The sequence below is a fragment of the Mycobacterium sp. 20KCMC460 genome (genome assembly GCF_022179425.1).
Lineage (GTDB): Bacteria > Actinomycetota > Actinomycetes > Mycobacteriales > Mycobacteriaceae > Mycobacterium > Mycobacterium kiyosense.
Genome location: NZ_AP025524.1, coordinates 2,869,169 through 2,884,568, shown reverse-complemented (window position 1 = coordinate 2,884,568; position 15,400 = coordinate 2,869,169). Strand labels below are relative to the sequence as shown.

Sequence of the window (15,400 nt, the reverse complement as noted above, 5' to 3'; positions counted from 1 at the left end):
GAGCGTCACGCCAGCGCAGCGCTCGGGGCCGACCGTCACGCCAGCGCAACGGCTCGGGGCCGACGTCACCGTGCGAGTTACCGACGCCGCACCGCACGTCACGCCAGCGCAGCGCTCGGGGCCGACCGTCACGCCAGCGCAACGGCTCGGGGCCGAGCGGCGAATTTCGTCGCAGGATGCACACTCGGCGGGAAGTGGCCGGCGCGCTGCGCGCGCTGCGGCCGGCCGGCCTGGAATGTCTGCAGAAAGTGGCTTGCGAACGGGGACGCGAGGGCGCGAAACCGCACGCTCGGCGCGAGGGCGCGGGCAGTGCCCGCGCGCGTAGCCCGCACGACGGGTGAAGGCGAGGCGCGCCGACCCTAGCTGCCCAGGCACCCCGGACCGAGCAGCTCCTTGAGGTCCCCCATCAGGGCCGGCGACGGCGTCACCCGCAAAGACTGATCCAGCTCCAGCGTGGTGATCTTCTCTCCGCTGATCAGCCGCAGATGCACCTGCGAGGTGCCGGGGTGCCGCGCCAGCACCTGCTTGAGGGCGCTGACCTTGTCCACGGTGCACTGCCGTGTCGGCAGGCTCACCGCCAGCGGCCGATTCGGCTGTGCGTTGGAAAAGTCCGGCACCACAAGCTCGTTGGCGATCAGGCTGATGCGGTCGTCGCGGATCGCCACCTTGGCGCTGACCAGCACCACCGCGTCGTCGGCGATGTCACCGCCGAAGGTGGAGTAGGTGTGCGGGAAGAACATCACCTCGATACCGCCGGTCAGGTCCTCCAATTGCGCTGACGCCCAAGGCATTCCATTCTTATTGACCCGGCGGTTCACCGACGCCAGAATGCCGCCGACGCGTACCTGCGCGTCGTTGGGCACGTCCCCGTCCAGGATCGCCGGGATGGCGGTGTCGACCTGGGTGGCCAGCAGGTGGGCCACCCCGTTGAGCGGGTGGCCGGATACGTACAGGCCCAGCATCTCTCGCTCCAGCGCGAGCTTGTGCTTATCCTCCCACTCGTCCTCGGGAACCTTGATGGTGAAGACGGAGTCGCCGCCGCCTTCCCCGTCCGAGCCGCCGAACAGGTCGAACTGCCCCATCGCCTCGGCCTTCTTGGTGCCCAGCACCGAATCCACGGCATCGGTGTGCACCAGAAACAGCCCCTTGCGGGCGTGCCCGAGCGAGTCGAACGCCCCGGCTTTGATCAGCGACTCGGTGACCTTCTTGTTGCAGGCCGAGATGTCGATCTTGTTCAGATAGTCCGAGAAGTCGGTGAACTTGCCCTTGTCGTTGCGGGTGCCGATCAGCGAGGAAACCACGTTGGCGCCGACGTTGCGCACCGCGCCGAGGCCGAACCGGATGTCGTTGCCCACCGAGGCGAAGTTCTGCACCGACTCGTTGACGTCGGGCGGCAACACCGTGATGCCCAGCCGACGGCAGTCCGCGAGGTAGACGGCGGCCTTGTCCTTGTCGTCGCCCACGGAAGTCAGCAGGCCCGCCATGTACTCGCCGGGATAGTTGGCCTTCAGGTAGGCCGTCCAGTAGGACACCAGCCCGTAGCCCGCGGCGTGCGACTTGTTGAACGCATACCCGGCGAACGGAAGGATGGTGTCCCACAACGCTTTCACCGCTTTCTCGGAGAAACCGTTGTTGGTCATGCCTTCGTAGAAACCCTTGTACTCCGCCTCGAGCACCTCGAGCTTCTTCTTACCCATCGCCTTGCGCAGCGCGTCGGCCTTACCCATGGTGTAGGAGGCGACTTTCTGCGCGATGAACATGATCTGCTCTTGGTAGACGATCAAACCGTAAGTCTCGGAGAGGATTTCGCGCAGCGGCTCCTCGAGTTCGGGATGGATGGGCTTGATCGCCTGACGGCCGTTCTTGCGGTCGGCGTAGTCGTTGTGCGCATTCATCCCCATCGGGCCCGGCCGGTAGAGTGCCAGCACGGCGACGATGTCGTTGAACTCGGTGGGTTGCATGCGGCGCAGCAGGTCGCGCATCGGTCCACCGTCGAGCTGGAACACGCCCAGGGTGTCGCCGCGGCCCAGCAGCTCGTAGGTGGGCTTGTCGTCCAGCGGCAGCGATTCCAGGTCGAGGTCGATCCCCCGATTGGCCCTGATGTTCTCGATGGCGTCGCCGATGATCGTCAGGTTCCGCAGACCGAGGAAGTCCATTTTCAGCAGGCCGATGGCCTCACACGACGGGTAGTCCCAGCCGGTGATGATGGCGCCGTCCTGCGGCCGTTTCCACAGCGGGATCGCCTCGGTCAGCGGCTCGCTGCTCATGATCACCGCACACGCGTGCACGCCGGCGTTGCGGATCAACCCCTCTAGGCCACGCGCGGTCTGGTAGATGGTGCGCACGTCGGGGTCGGTCTCGATCAGGCCGCGCACCTCGGCGGCTTCCTTGTAGCGTTCGTGGCTCGGGTCGGTGATGCCCGACAACGGGATGTCCTTGGCCATGATCGGCGGCGGCAGTGCCTTGGTGATCCGGTCGGCGATCGCAAAACCGGGCTGCCCGTAGTGAATTCGCGCCGAATCCTTCAGCGCCGCTTTGGTTTTGATGGTGCCGAAGGTGATGACCTGGGCCACCCGGTCCGATCCCCACTTGTCGGCGGCGTAGCGCACCATCTCGCCGCGCCGACGGTCGTCGAAGTCGATGTCGATATCGGGAGCCGACGGACGCTCCGGGTTGAGGAACCGCTCGAACAGCAGACCGTGCGGGATGGGGTCGATGTTGGTGATGCCCATCGCGTAGGCCACCAGCGAACCGGCCGCCGAACCGCGGCCCGGCCCGACCCGGATGTCGACGGACTTCGCGTAGTTGATCAGGTCGGCGACGATCAGGAAGTAGGCCGGAAAACCCTTGTCGCAGATGACTTTGATCTCGTAGTCGGCCCGGTCGAGGTACTCCTGGGCGACGCCGTCGGGGAAGCGGCGCGCCAGGCCGGCCATCACCTCGTGGCGCAGCCACGACGCCTGGTCGTGGCCCTCGGGCACCGGGAAGATCGGCATCCGGTCGCGTGGCGTCCACACGTCGGCGTAGGACTGCACCCGCTCGGCGATCAGCAGGGTCGAGTCGCAGGCGCCGGGCACCTCGTCGTCCCAGAGTTGGCGCATCTCGGCGGCGGACTTGAGGTAGTAGCCGTCGCCGTCGAACTTGAACCGGTTGGGGTCCGAGAGCGTCTTGCCGGTCTGCACACACAGCAGCGCTTCGTGGTTGTGCGAGGCGTCGCGGGTGACGTAGTGACAGTCGTTGGTGGCCAGCGGCGGGATGCCGAGCTTGCGCCCGATGTCGAGCAGGCCCTCCCGGACCCGCTGCTCGATGGACAGGCCGTGGTCCATCAGCTCGAGGAAGAAGTTCTGGGCGCCGAAGATCTCGCGCCACTTGGCGGCCGACTCGAGCGCTTCGCGCTCATGGCCCAGCCGCAGCCGGGTCTGCACTTCACCGGACGGGCATCCGGTGGTGGCGATGATGCCTTCGGCGTGTTCGGCGATCAGTTCGGCGTCCATGCGCGACCACTTGCCCAGCTGACCTTCGAAGGAGGCCAGCGACGACAACTTGAACAGGTTGCGCAGACCGGTGGCGTTCTCGGCCATCATCGTCATGTGCGTGTAGGAGCCGCTGCCGGACACGTCGTCGGATTTCTGGCTGGGGTCACCCCAGGTGATGCGGCGGGTGTCGAAGCGCGAACCGGGCGCGATGTAGGCCTCGACGCCGATGATCGGCTTGATCCCGACTTTGGTGGCCGAGTTGTAGAACTCGCTGGCGCCGAACATGTTTCCGTGGTCGGTCATGCCGATCGCGGGCATTTCCAGCCGCTGCGCCTCGGCCAGCATGGGGCTGATCTTCGCGGCACCGTCGAGCATGGAGTACTCGGTGTGGTTGTGCAGGTGCACGAAGGATGACTCGCTCATAGGGACGCAAGTCTAGGACGGTCCGCCGACACGCTCCGGGCGTGTCGCAGAGCGTGTCCCGACCCTTTGTTCACACCAGAAACAGTGGCCACAACAGCGTCGGATGGAGCACCTCGGTGGCCGATACGCATCGGCGGTTGACTCTGCGTCCACGGCGCAAAAGATCGAGTGGCACGCGCCCGGTGCGCAGAGTCAACACCGCCGCAGCGGCGGCAAGCCGCGTCTACGCGTACTTCTCGACGAAGTTGCGCAGCGACTTCTCCACGTCGCCTCTGACGGCGCGCGCCGCCGCGGAGCCGACCGGGCCGAACAGCGCACGCCCGCCCAGATCCAGACGCAGTCCCATGGTCGACCCCTCGTCGCGCGGGGTGACCGTGACGCGCACGCCGTACTTCGCTCCGCCCTTGCCGTCTCCGGACATCGCGACCTCGTGCGGCGGATCCCACTTGGTCACCGTCCAGGTCACCCTGTTGCGCAGACCCTTGGATTTCGCCACGCCGACGACCTGGGTGCCCTCCCCGATCTCCTCGGGCACGTCGCTGCGCCACCCCTCGTGCATGATGAGCCACTCGTTCAGCTTGGACAGGTCCGACACGTGCAACCACATGTCCTGGGGGCTCATCGGGACGTCGGAACTCAACTCAACGGAGGCCATCGGATCACCCTAACCGCGCCGATGTGAACCCCGATACGCTCTGCGGCAAAGTGGAGGGGTGGTAGTGGACCAGGATCGGGCGGGCACGCAATTCGGCCCCTACCGGCTGATCCGGCTGCTCGGCAGCGGCGGATACGGCGAGGTGTACGAAGCCGAGGACACCGCGATGCACCGCGTGGTGGCGCTGAAACTGTTGAGCAGCACCTATTCGCAGAACCCGGTGTTCCGCGAACGGCTGTTCCGCGAGGCCCGCACCGCCGGGCGGCTGCGCGAGCCGCACGTGCTGCCGATCCACAGTTGTGGGGAGATCGACGGCCAGGTCTACCTCGATATGCGACTGGTGCGCGGCGTGGATCTCGACACCCTCTTGCAACGAGAAGGCCCGCTGGACCCGGCGCGCGCGGTCGCCATCGTCGAACAGGTGGCCGGCGCGCTCGATGCGGCACACGCCGAATCGGTGATCCACCGCGACGTCAAACCGGCCAACATCCTGCTCTCCGGCAACGACTTCGCCAGCCTGGTCGACTTCGGTCTGGCCAACGCCGCCGGCGACGCCCGCCTGACCCGGCCCGGCAAGGCGGTCGGCACCTTCGATTACGTTGCCCCCGAACGGCTCAACGGCTCCGCGGTCGACCACCGCTGCGACGTCTACGCGCTGGCCTGCGTCCTGTATGAGTTGGTCACCGGCACGACGCCGTACGCCGACTACCAGGATCTGCCGGCGCTGATGAATGCGCAGCTGAGCGCTCCGATCCCCCGCGCCAGCGAGCGGCGGGCCGGCCTGCCGCCCGAGCTGGACGACGTCATCGCCCGCGGCATGGCCAAGGATCCCGCCGCGCGGTACCCCAGCGCCGGAGAGCTGGCCTCCGCCGCCCGGCTCGCGCTGGGGCAGACGCCGTCGACCCCCCCACCGGCTCCGACGACCCAGCCGTGGAGCACCCCGGCCGGGCAACTCCCGGGTCCCGCCCGGCCCGCCGGCCGAAAACCACGCCGCCGCACCGTGATCGCCCTGGCCGCGGCCGCTTTCGTCGCCGCCGCCGTCGCAGCCGCGGTGTTCGCAGTCGTGCACCGGTCCGCTCCCAGCAACTCCGCGGCCGCCACGCCCCGCCCCTCGTCGACGGTGCCGACCACCCTGCAGTTTCCCGCGATGCCGCGGGCCCGGGGGGTCGCCGTCGACGGCGCCGGCAACGTATACGCCACCGAACTGGGCAAGCACGCCCCCGAGGGCCGCGTGCTCAAGCTGGCGCCCGGTCGAAGCGCGCCCGCCGAGCTGACGTTCGGGGAAATCTATGCCGAGGGGGTCGCGGTGGATGCGGCGGGCAACGTCTACATCGCGGACTTGAACGGACCCGCGGTGTGGAAACTGCAACCCGGCGCGCGCGGTCCGACGCGGGTGCCGTTCGGGCACCTCAGCGGCCCGGTCGGGGTGGCGGTAGCCAAGGACGGCAGCGTCTACGTCACCGACCCGGGTTCGCGGCAAGTGCTCAAGCTGCCCGCCGGGGCGAGCAGTCCCACGGCGCTGATGCCGACCACACCGCTCAACGCCCCGGTGGGAATCGCGGTGGACGGCGACGGCAACCTCTACTTCACCGACAGCGGCGACCGTCGGGTGCTGAAGCTGCCGCCGGGCTCGGACACCCCGGTGGAGCTGCCCTTCCCCGGGCTGCAGGCGCCGTACGGTGTCGCGGTCGACAGCAGGGGGAACGTGTACGTCACCGACATGGAGGGCCGCAAGGTGCTCAAGCTGGCCGCCGGGACCGCACTGGCCACGCCGGTCAACGTCGCCGCGCTGAACTACCCCTTCGGCGTCGCGGTCGACAAGAACGGTGACCTGTACGTCGTGGACTGCCACCGCAGCGACGACTGCGCCAACGGCAAGGTTCTGCAACTGGGGACCACCCCGTGACGGGTCCGGCCGGGGACGCCGGCACCCCGAGTCCGGCCTGGTCACGTGCGGGTTCGCGATTCGGACCGTACGTGTTGCACCGGCTGCTGGGCAGCGGCGGCTTCGGTGAGGTCTACGCCGCCGAAGACACGGTGATGCACCGCACGGTCGCCTTGAAGCTGCTCTCCCCCACCTACTCACGCAACCCGGCGTTCCGGGAACGGCTGTTCCGGGAGGCCCACACCGCAGGGCGGCTGCACGATCCGCACGTGGTGCCCATCCACGGCTGCGGTGAGATCGACGGTCAGCTCTACATCGACATGCGGCTCATCGACGGCACCGATCTGCAAACCGTGCTGGACCGCGGCGGCGCCATGCCCCCCGCGCGGGCGGTCCACATCATCCGGCAGATCGCCTCGGCGCTGGACGCTGCGCACGCCGAGACGGTGATCCACCGCGACGTCAAACCGGGCAATATTCTGCTGGGCCGCAACGACTTCGCCTGCCTGGTCGATTTCGGCCTGGCCAACGCCGCCACCGACAACAAGCTCACCAGCGAAGGCACCACCATCGGTTCCTTCGCCTACCTCGCCCCCGAACGGCTCGTCTCCGGCCAGGTCACGCCCGGCGCCGACATCTACGCACTGGCGTGCGTGCTCTACGAATGCCTGACCGGCTCGGCGCCCTACGCGGGCCGCACCGAGATCCCGGCCATCATCGCGGCACACCTGAACACCCCGCCGCCGCGGCCCAGCCAGATGCGGCCGGGCATTCCATCCGGGTTCGATGACGTCATCGCCCGCGGGATGGCCAAGGAGCCGTCGGCCCGCTACCACAGCGCGGGCGAACTGGGCGCCGCCGCCCAGCGTGCCCTGCAGACTGCCCCGCCCAACTCCGACTGGGCCGCCCAAACCGCTGCGGCGCCGACGGTGGAGCAACCGATCGAGCGGCCACAGCCGCGCCCCGCGAAGTCCCGTCGCCGCACCCTGCTCGTCCTTGCCGCGCTCACCGTCGTCGCCGCAGCCGTGGTCACCTCGGTGGTGCTGATGGGTGACCGGGCCTCCGAGCGCAGCACCGCACCGGCGGCGCAGACCAGCACCGCCCCCGCCCCGCCGAGCAGCACCGCGCCGGCGTTGAACGCTGTTCGGCTGCCGGTGATCGGCATGGGCGAACTGGTCGGCGTGGCCATCGGTGGAGACGGGGCGGTGTATTTTGCCGACAGCAGCGCCGCCCGCATCTACCAACTCGCCCCCAACGCCGCCGCACCGGTGGAGCTGCCCCTCCGCGGACTCACCAGGCCGCAATACGTAGGCGTGGATGCGGCCGGCGCAGTGTACGTTTCTGATCTGTTGAGCGCGGGCAACGGCAGAGTCGTGAAATTGGACCGGGGCGCCACCACCGCCACGGAGCTGCCGTTCGGGCGCATGATTCCGACGGGGGTGACCGTGGACAGCGCCGGAAACCTCTATGTGACCTCGGTAGACCAGGTCTACAAGCTCGCGGCCGGGGCGACGGCTCCCGTCGTGCTTCCGTTCGGCCCGGGGCCGTTCGAGGGCGTCGCGGTGGACAACTCCGGGAATGTCTACGCCCAGCAGCTGGGCAGGGTACTCAAACTCGCCCCCGATGCGACCAGCCCGGCCCAACTGCCGTTCGGGCAGATCGGCCGTGGACAGGGCATCGCGGTGGACAGCCAGGGGACCGTCTTTGTCATCGACAACGCCGCCAACATGGGACGCCTGCTCAAGCTTCCGGCCGGCGCCACGTCACCAAGCCTGGTGGCCGCTCCGGAGACCCAGTCGTTCGGCGGCATCGCGATCGACAAGGCGAACTTCGTCTATCTGACCGAATACAACCGGCTGCTCAGGCTCGGAGCCGGTTGATGACGGCGGGCGGGCAGACCAGCGACCTGAAAACCGTACTGGCGCAGCACGGCCGGCTGGATCCCAGGCGCGCCGTCGACGTGGTGCGCGCCGTGGCGGCGGCCGTCGACGACGCGCACGCCCGACACGGCGTGCACCGCAACGTCTCCACGGCCACCATCCTGCTTGCCGGCGACGGGTCGGTCTATCTGGCCGACGCCGGCGGCCCCACGCCCTCGACCGATCACACTCGCGCGCTCGTCGTCAACACCGCGGCCACCTACCGGGCCGACATCCGCGCGCTGGCCGCCGTGCTTTACGAATGCCTCACCGGGCATCCGCCGAGTCCGGTGCCGCCCGGCGCAACGGTGCCACGCCCCAGCGAACGGTGCGCCGACCTGCCCGCCGCGCTGGACGACGTGGTGGCCCGAGGGTTGGCCGCCGACCCCGCTGAATGCTTTCGCAGCGCCACCGAGTTGGCCGCCGCCGCTCAACGCGCGCTGCTCGAAACACCGAGCGGCAGATCCACCATCCAGGTGGCCGCGCCCAGCGCCCCGTCCGAGGCGGCGACCCGAACATTCCAGCTGCCCCCGCGGGCGGAAGCAGCCGGACCCCGTGCACCGGGCCCGCCGCCGGCGGGCGTGTCCGCGCCCGGGCCTTATCCGCCGCAGCCCTGGACGGCGCCGCCGGCGCGGGTACGACGTCGGCGGCGGCTCGCTCCCGTCCTGGCTGCCGTCGCGATCGTGGTCGTGGTCGTCGCGGGCGCCATCGCCATCCCGCGACTGGTCGGTCACTCCGGGTCCGGCCCTACCGCTACGACCACCGTTCCGGCCCCCCGCAGGTACACCACGAACCCGGTCCAGCTGCCGTTCCCACCCCTCCAAACGACCAAAGGCTTGGCGGTGGATCTGGCCGGCAACGTCTACGCACTGGCCGGCCCGATGCCGTTCGCCGACGCCGGTCCGTTCGACTCGGCACCGCTGAAGCTGTACAAGCTCGCTCCGGGCGCAACCGATGCCACGGTGCTCGACATTGCGGACATGGATCTGCAGATGGCGTCCGACCTGACCACCGACTCGTCCGGCGCTCTGTACTACAGCAGCGGCGCACACGTCTATCTGTTGGAGCCGGGCAAATCAAACCCGATCCGGTTGCCGTTCCGGGGCTTCACGTTGATCACGGCCGTCACAACTGACCAGGCAACCAACACCTATGCGGTCGGCGGCCTGGCGCGCAAATCGTCGGGCAGCGACTACGGGGTGAAGAAGCTGCCGTTGGGCGAGAACGGGCCGACCGATCTGCCGTTCAAGAATCTGTACGTACCGCACGGAATCGGTGTCGACTCCGCCGGCAGCGTCTATGTCTCCACCACTGTTAAAGACGCCGGCAGGGGCTACGTTCTCAAACTCGCGCCGGGTGCGACGGAAGCCGAACCGCTCAAAATCCCGGGGCTCATCGACCCGAACCGGATTGTGCGGGACAGTCGCGGGGATGTCTTCATCGGCGACGGATTCGCCAGAGGATTCTTTCAGTTGCCCGCCGGCGGCGGCGCCCCGGTCAAGGTGCCGCTGGGCGCCAACACCGACGGTTTGGCAGTCGGTGCCGGGGACACGCTCTACGTTCTCACCTCGGCCCTGACTGACCGGTCGGGCCGGTTCGTGACCCCGGGACGGGTGCTCAAGTTCGCACCTGACGGTTAGGGTTCACGCCCAGTTTGGCGAGGTTTTCCAGCTCGGCGGTTTGGTAGCGTCCGATCCATGAGCTTGCATGTGCTATCCGCTCTCGGGGCGGAAGGGCCCTCCCCGCAGAGCATGCCGACGTTGCCGACGGCGCGTGAATTCCTGACGTCCGCGGGCTTCGGCGGTGTGGCCGCCGTGATTGCCGCGGTCATCCTGGCGCTGGTCGCCTATGTCGTGGCGCGCCGGACGGCAAAGCGCGACGAGCTGCAGATCGAGCTGCAGGAACGCCACCGCCAGGAGCGCCGCGAAGACGAGCAACGCGCCGCGGCGATCGACCGGTGCTGGCAGCGGCTGGTCTGGGTGGTGGAGACGGCGGGGCTGGAGCCGGCGGCCAACGAGCACGCCACGCTGGGTCTGGGTCCGGAGCTGGCTTTGGAGCTGCTGCGCGGACTGCTGCGCGACGCCGAGCAACTGGGGGACGAAACGCTAGCCAAGTCGGTGTCGGTCTACCTCAACCAGTTCTCGTTGGTGCTGGCCCAGCAGGCGGGTCCGCTGTCGCAATTCGCGTCGGCGCAGCGCAAAGAAGCCCCCCGAGAGGCGCCGGCAGGCAGGCAATCTCCGCCGAATCGGGAATCTCAGCCGGGTCGGGACGCTCAGCCCACCCGGGAATCTCCGCCCGGTCGGGACGCTCCACAAACCCGGGAACCACGGCACGAGCAGCCCACTGCCGCCACCCAACCCGCGTCCGCTGACGAGCAGCCGACCGAGACCGTCGCCGCAGAGCCCGCCGCCGAAGGACGGCGTCGTCGCCGGTGAGCACCACACGGCAACACATCGACGACCAGGACCCCGCGACGTGGGCGGCGCTGGTCAAGAGCGCCGCGGCCGATTCGGTCGCGGCCGCCCAGCGGCTCGGGCAGCGTCCCCCGGCTGAGCTGGTGGCGCTGGCGGCGATGAGCGAACGCGATCTCGTCGAGCACCGCAACCGCTACGGGCCGGCCCGCAAGCGGCTGTCGCCGGCGATGCGCCTGGTCGAGGCGGACCATATGCGGGTCTTGGCCGAGCAGCAGACCCGTGAGGCGCAACAGCACCGCAAGGACGCCGAAGCTGCCGCCGCGATGGCTCGGGCCGAGGCGGAGCAGTCCGCGCGGGCGGCCTCGGCGGCGCGGGAGCGGGTGCGCGAGGTGCAGGCCGAGTCGGCTCAGAAGGAGGCCGACTGGGCGGCCGAGCGGGAGGCGGCGGCCAAGGCCGCCGAGCAGCGGGAAACCGAGCGCGCGGCCGAGCGCGCGGCCGCCCAGCGGGCGCTGGAGCAGCTGCGCGCCGAACTGGTGAAGGTCCGCGCCGACGCGAAGGCCGAACTCGCCGCGGCCAAAGAGCAACTCAACGCCGCCGAAGCCCGCGCCGAACAGCGCATGGGTGAGCGCGCGACCGAACGAGCAACCGCGCGTGAGGCTTTCGAACAGGTGCGCGCCGAACTGGAGAAGGTTCGCGCCGACACGCAAGCCGAGCTCGCCGCGGCCAAGGAAAGGGTCAGCGCCGCCGAAGCCCGTGCCGAACAACGCATCGCCGAGCGGGCGGCCGCCAAGGAGACCGCGCAGCGGGCGCTGGAGCAGGTGCGCGCCGAACTCGAACGCATCCGTGCCGACGCCGCCGCCGAGGTGGCCTCGGCACGCGGGCAGGCCACCGCCCAGATCACGTCCGCGCATCGTGCGGCCGAGGCCGAGGTGACCCGGGTCCGGGCCGAGATCGAGCAGCTGCGTGCCGCTTCGGCCGCCGAGCTCGCCGCGGCGCGCGAGCAGGCCGATAACCAGCTGACCGCCGTTCGCAAAGCCGCCGAAGCCGAGGTGAAGCACGCCCGCAGCCAAGCCGAGGAAGCGGCGGCTGCCGTCGTTTCAGCCCGCGGCGAGATCGAGCGGCTGCGCGCCGAGATCGAGCAGCTCCGTGCCGCTGCGGCCGCCGAGTTGGCCTCGGAAGTGGCCAACGCGCGCGAACAGGCTCGCGAACAGGCTGAAGCCCAGGTGGCTGCGGCGCACGAGGCGGCGCAGGCGGAGGTTGCGGCCGCGCGGGCCGAAGCGGCCGAAGCCGCTCAAGCGGCGCTGGAAGCCCAGTCGAGTCTGTCGGCGCTATCCGCCGACGCATCGCCGCACCTGCTGACGCTGCCCATCCCCCCGCTGGGTTTGTCGGCGCACACCGGGCCCATCGAACTGGCGGTGTCCACCGTGCGCGAACTCGATCGCATCTTGGAGGCCGGCGCAAGTGACGGCGGTCCGGCCCGGCGGCCGGTCGACCTCGAGACGGTGCGCAACCTGGTGGACACGGCGGCCGAGGAAGCGCGCAATCTGGCCGAGTTGTTGCACAACCTGCCGTCCCACTACTCCGAGCAGTGGCAGGTCGACGCCGCCAACGACTACGCAGCCGCGGCGGCTGCCACGTATGGCGCTCTGCTGCAACGGGTTTCAGCGGTGCTCGAGCAGTTGCGGCGTTACGACTCGGAGACCAACGCCGAAGCCATCGCGGCGGTGGCCGCGATGCTCGACGACCATCCCTGGCGTCGCGCTTAACGCCCCGCCCCTTGTCACCGGCCGCCGGTGGCCGGTGGCCGGTGGCCGGGGAAATTAGTGGCTGGGCCCGCCGCGCAGCTTGTTGCCGATCCGGATTCCCGGCAGCAGTACGCTGCGCGGTAGCAGCCGACCGCCCTGGCTGACGATCTTGGGTACCAGGCCGGGCACCACCCCGCGCTTGCCGGACAGCATGCCCCCGATCGCCTGCTCGGCGACCTCGTGCGGCGAAACCTGCGCGATCGGAATGCTGAATCGTTCCGCGCTGGCGATCTCGGCCCACTCGGTGGGCACCGGCCCCGGGCACAGCGCGGTCACCGACACCCCGGTGCCGTGCAGTTCCTCTTGCACCGCCTCGGAGAAGGTCAGCACGAATGCTTTGCTCGCCGAGTACACCGCCATGAAGGGCAGCGGCTGGAAACCCGCGATGGAGGCGATGTTGAGCACCGCGCCCGCGCCCCGCTCGACCATGCCGGGCAGCACCGCGCGGGTCAGCTCCATCAGTGCCAGCGCGTTGAGGGTGACCTCCTCGCTTTCGCGCTCCTCCGGCAGCTCGTAGAACCGCCCGCTGGTGCCGAACCCGGCGCTGTTGCACAAGCCCGCGATCGGCTCGTTGCGTAATCGCTCGGCCAGCTTGGCGCGAGAATCTTTGTCCGCCAAGTCAAGTGGGAACACCTCGACGTCGACCTGATGTTCGGCGCGCAGCTTGGCGGCCAGCTCGTCGAGGCGCTCGCGGCGCCGGGCTACCAGCATCAGCGGGAAGCCACGCCGGGCCAGGCCGTTGGCCAACTCGGTTCCGATGCCCGACGAAGCGCCGGTGATGACGACGGTTGCGGTCTTGCTCGGTTTCGGAAGACTCATGTCGTCACCAATGTATCCCTCGGGTCGCCTGCAGGAAGGTCTCGCTTCTTCGGTCGAAATCTTTTGCTTCCGTTGACTTTTCGTCGCCCTTGGCGGCGGAGGAGTCGTCGAACATGGTGAACGCCCGGTTCCGCACCCGGTCCATGACGGCCGGGTTGAGGGCGTCGGCGACCGCGGCGAACTGCCCGAACGGCGAACTGGCCCGGCGTGGCCGGTGGATCAACGCGTCGGTGAGGACACCGGCGGCCTGGTCCGGAGTCAGGGTCGGGAAGTTGTCGTACATGGTGGTCGGGCTGATCATCGGCGTGCGCACCAGCGCCATGTGCACGGTGGTGAACCGGACGTTGTCGCTCACCGTCTCGGCCTGCAGCGCGTCGCACAGGCTGTCCAACGCGGCCTTGCTGGCGATGTAGGCGCCGAACCGCGGCGCGCGGGTCTGCACCCCTACCGAGGAGACGTTGACGATGTGCCCGTACCCGCGCTCGCGCATGCCGGGGATGAACTTCAGGATCAGCTGCACCGCGCCCAGATAGTTGAGCTGCATGGTCCGCTGGTAGTCGTGAATGCGGTCGTAGGACAGCGCCAGCGACCGCCGGATCGAGCGGCCCGCGTTGTTGATCAGGATGTCGACGCCGCCCAGGTCCTCGAGTACCTGGTCGGCCATGGCGGCGATGGCGTCCATGTCCGAGAGGTCGCACGAGTACACGTGCGCGATGCCGCCATTGGCGCGGATGTCGTCGGCGACCTTCTCCAGGTTTTCCAGCGTGCGGGCAACCAGCACCACGGTGCCGCCCGCCTCGGCGATCTTGTGCGCGACTGCCTCGCCGATGCCCGATGAACCGCCGGTGATCAGGACGGTCCGGCCGTCCACTGCGTCGCTGAGCTTGCGACCCTGTACCGCGTCGAGCAGGTTCCGAATGTAGAACGGCCGGTAGCGCCCGGCCGAGTTCGGCGTGTTGAGGATGTTAGACACGGCCGCCAACGGTTTTTCAACCAGGTTGGTGAGGTCACCGAGGTTCATTGACAGTGGCTCCTGAGGGCAGACGTTGTGACGTAGGTCATAAAGTTAACCTAGGACATCGCCACGGCGATTGGGTAACGATCGCCGGGCGAGCACGGTCACCACCGGTGTTTCGAGTTTTGTCCGGCCGCCATGGCGTGTCGCGCGGGCGGGTCCGGCCCGCAACCGGTAGTCAGCAGGTATGAGACTGATGGCGGCCCTGCTGGCCGTGCTGCTGATCGGCGCCTGCGACAAGTCCGCACCGCCGGCACCTGGCACCACCACCGCTTCCAGCCCCGCCCCCACCACCACGTCCAGCAAGCCGCTGGGCACGTTCGACTGCGCCAAACCGGCGAACAGGGCGCAGCAATTGGTTTGCGGCGACCCGCAATTGGCCGATCTGGACCGGCGCGTGCAGTCCGCGTATCAGCAGGCATTGACTCGCCCGAGCGCCGACCAGCCCGCGCTGACCACTGCGCAGAGCGCGTTCGCGACAACCCGAGACGGCTGCGCTGATGCCGCCGACCTTCGGACCTGCGTGACGGAGACCTACCAGACGCGGTTGGTCGAATTAGCCCTCGCGGACCCCGCCACGGCGGCCCCGCCGGTCGTCAACTACGACTGCCCCGCCGACGCCGGCACGTTGAGCGCACAGTTCTACAACGACTTCGACCCCAAGACGGCTGTCCTGGACTGGAAGGGCAATCGCGTGATCCTGTTCCTGCAGCAGTCCGGCAGCGGCGCCAGGTATGGCCGTCAGGGCTCGGAGTACTGGGAGCATCAGGGTGAGGTGACCCTCGATCTGGGCGGCACCAAGTTCGTCTGCCGCACAAGGTGATTCGCGCATGTCCGAACGCGGCGTGCGACCGGGCCCGCCTGACCGTCGCCCCCGCCGGCGTCGCCGGCGACCCTTTCGCCCCCCGCCAGCGTCCCCATATGTACGCTCGCAGGCCGATTTCTACGGCATTTTGGGGACGCTCGTCGCGTGGATCCCGCATCTGAGT

The 15,400-nt window shown here is 69.0% G+C and carries 10 protein-coding genes; 6 read left to right on the top strand and 4 right to left on the bottom strand.

Annotation, left to right across the window (positions count from 1 at the left end):
* Positions 1-359 precede the first annotated feature (359 nt).
* Together dnaE and MKCMC460_RS13465 are read right to left on the bottom strand one after the other, a co-directional pair.
* The gene (dnaE, locus tag MKCMC460_RS13470; RefSeq protein WP_236975491.1) at positions 360-3,899 is read right to left on the bottom strand and encodes a DNA polymerase III subunit alpha; all 3,540 of its coding nucleotides are present in this window, start codon (positions 3,897-3,899) and stop codon (positions 360-362) included.
* A 223-nt stretch (positions 3,900-4,122) separates the two neighbouring features.
* Positions 4,123-4,554, bottom strand: a complete 432-nt coding sequence (locus tag MKCMC460_RS13465) for an SRPBCC family protein (RefSeq protein WP_236975493.1) — start codon at positions 4,552-4,554, stop codon at positions 4,123-4,125.
* A gap of 58 nt (positions 4,555-4,612) precedes the next feature.
* On the opposite strand from MKCMC460_RS13465, the gene MKCMC460_RS13460 reads away from it, so the two are divergent.
* Genes MKCMC460_RS13460 through MKCMC460_RS13440 form a run of 5 tightly spaced genes read left to right on the top strand, consistent with a single transcriptional unit; the run spans position 4,613 to position 12,538 of the window.
* A complete protein-coding gene (locus MKCMC460_RS13460; RefSeq protein WP_238305859.1) occupies positions 4,613-6,460 on the top strand; it encodes a serine/threonine-protein kinase in 1,848 nt (615 codons plus the stop codon).
* A complete protein-coding gene (locus MKCMC460_RS31545; protein WP_289624887.1) occupies positions 6,457-8,319 on the top strand; it encodes a serine/threonine-protein kinase in 1,863 nt (620 codons plus the stop codon). Before MKCMC460_RS13460 ends, MKCMC460_RS31545 begins: the two co-directional genes overlap by 4 nt.
* Entirely contained in the window at positions 8,319-9,998 is a 1,680-nt protein-coding gene (locus MKCMC460_RS13450) for a hypothetical protein (RefSeq protein WP_236975497.1), read from the top strand. The genes MKCMC460_RS31545 and MKCMC460_RS13450 overlap by 1 nt, the downstream gene beginning before the upstream one ends.
* Before the next feature lie 57 nt (positions 9,999-10,055).
* Positions 10,056-10,793, top strand: coding sequence for a hypothetical protein (locus MKCMC460_RS13445; RefSeq protein WP_236975499.1), 738 nt, complete (start codon positions 10,056-10,058; stop codon positions 10,791-10,793).
* Positions 10,790-12,538, top strand: a complete 1,749-nt coding sequence (locus MKCMC460_RS13440) for a hypothetical protein (RefSeq protein ID WP_238305857.1) — start codon at positions 10,790-10,792, stop codon at positions 12,536-12,538. The genes MKCMC460_RS13445 and MKCMC460_RS13440 overlap by 4 nt, the downstream gene beginning before the upstream one ends.
* Positions 12,539-12,592: 54 nt before the next feature.
* On the opposite strand, the gene MKCMC460_RS13435 is transcribed toward MKCMC460_RS13440, so the two are convergent.
* The gene (locus MKCMC460_RS13435) at positions 12,593-13,396 is read right to left on the bottom strand and encodes an SDR family oxidoreductase (protein WP_236975509.1); all 804 of its coding nucleotides are present in this window, start codon (positions 13,394-13,396) and stop codon (positions 12,593-12,595) included.
* 4 nt (positions 13,397-13,400) lie between these two features.
* A complete protein-coding gene (locus MKCMC460_RS13430; RefSeq protein ID WP_238305855.1) occupies positions 13,401-14,417 on the bottom strand; it encodes an SDR family NAD(P)-dependent oxidoreductase in 1,017 nt (338 codons plus the stop codon).
* Between the two features lie 181 nt (positions 14,418-14,598).
* On the opposite strand from MKCMC460_RS13430, the gene MKCMC460_RS13425 reads away from it, so the two are divergent.
* Positions 14,599-15,234: an MliC family protein gene (locus MKCMC460_RS13425; RefSeq protein ID WP_236975518.1), complete on the top strand. Its 636-nt coding sequence runs from the start codon at positions 14,599-14,601 to the stop codon at positions 15,232-15,234.
* The last annotated feature ends 166 nt before the right edge of the window (positions 15,235-15,400 follow it).

Bases quoted from the DNA above. Each gene is read 5' to 3' on its own strand.
- dnaE (WP_236975491.1), bottom strand. From the start codon at position 3,899: ATGAGCGAGTCATCCTTCGTGCACCTGCACAACCACACCGAGTACTCC.
- MKCMC460_RS13430 (WP_238305855.1), bottom strand. From the start codon at position 14,417: ATGAACCTCGGTGACCTCACCAACCTGGTTGAAAAACCGTTGGCGGCC.
- MKCMC460_RS13435 (WP_236975509.1), bottom strand. From the start codon at position 13,396: ATGAGTCTTCCGAAACCGAGCAAGACCGCAACCGTCGTCATCACCGGC.
- MKCMC460_RS13425 (WP_236975518.1), top strand. From the start codon at position 14,599: ATGAGACTGATGGCGGCCCTGCTGGCCGTGCTGCTGATCGGCGCCTGC.
- MKCMC460_RS13445 (WP_236975499.1), top strand. From the start codon at position 10,056: ATGAGCTTGCATGTGCTATCCGCTCTCGGGGCGGAAGGGCCCTCCCCG.
- MKCMC460_RS13465 (WP_236975493.1), bottom strand. From the start codon at position 4,554: ATGGCCTCCGTTGAGTTGAGTTCCGACGTCCCGATGAGCCCCCAGGAC.
- MKCMC460_RS13450 (WP_236975497.1), top strand. From the start codon at position 8,319: ATGACGGCGGGCGGGCAGACCAGCGACCTGAAAACCGTACTGGCGCAG.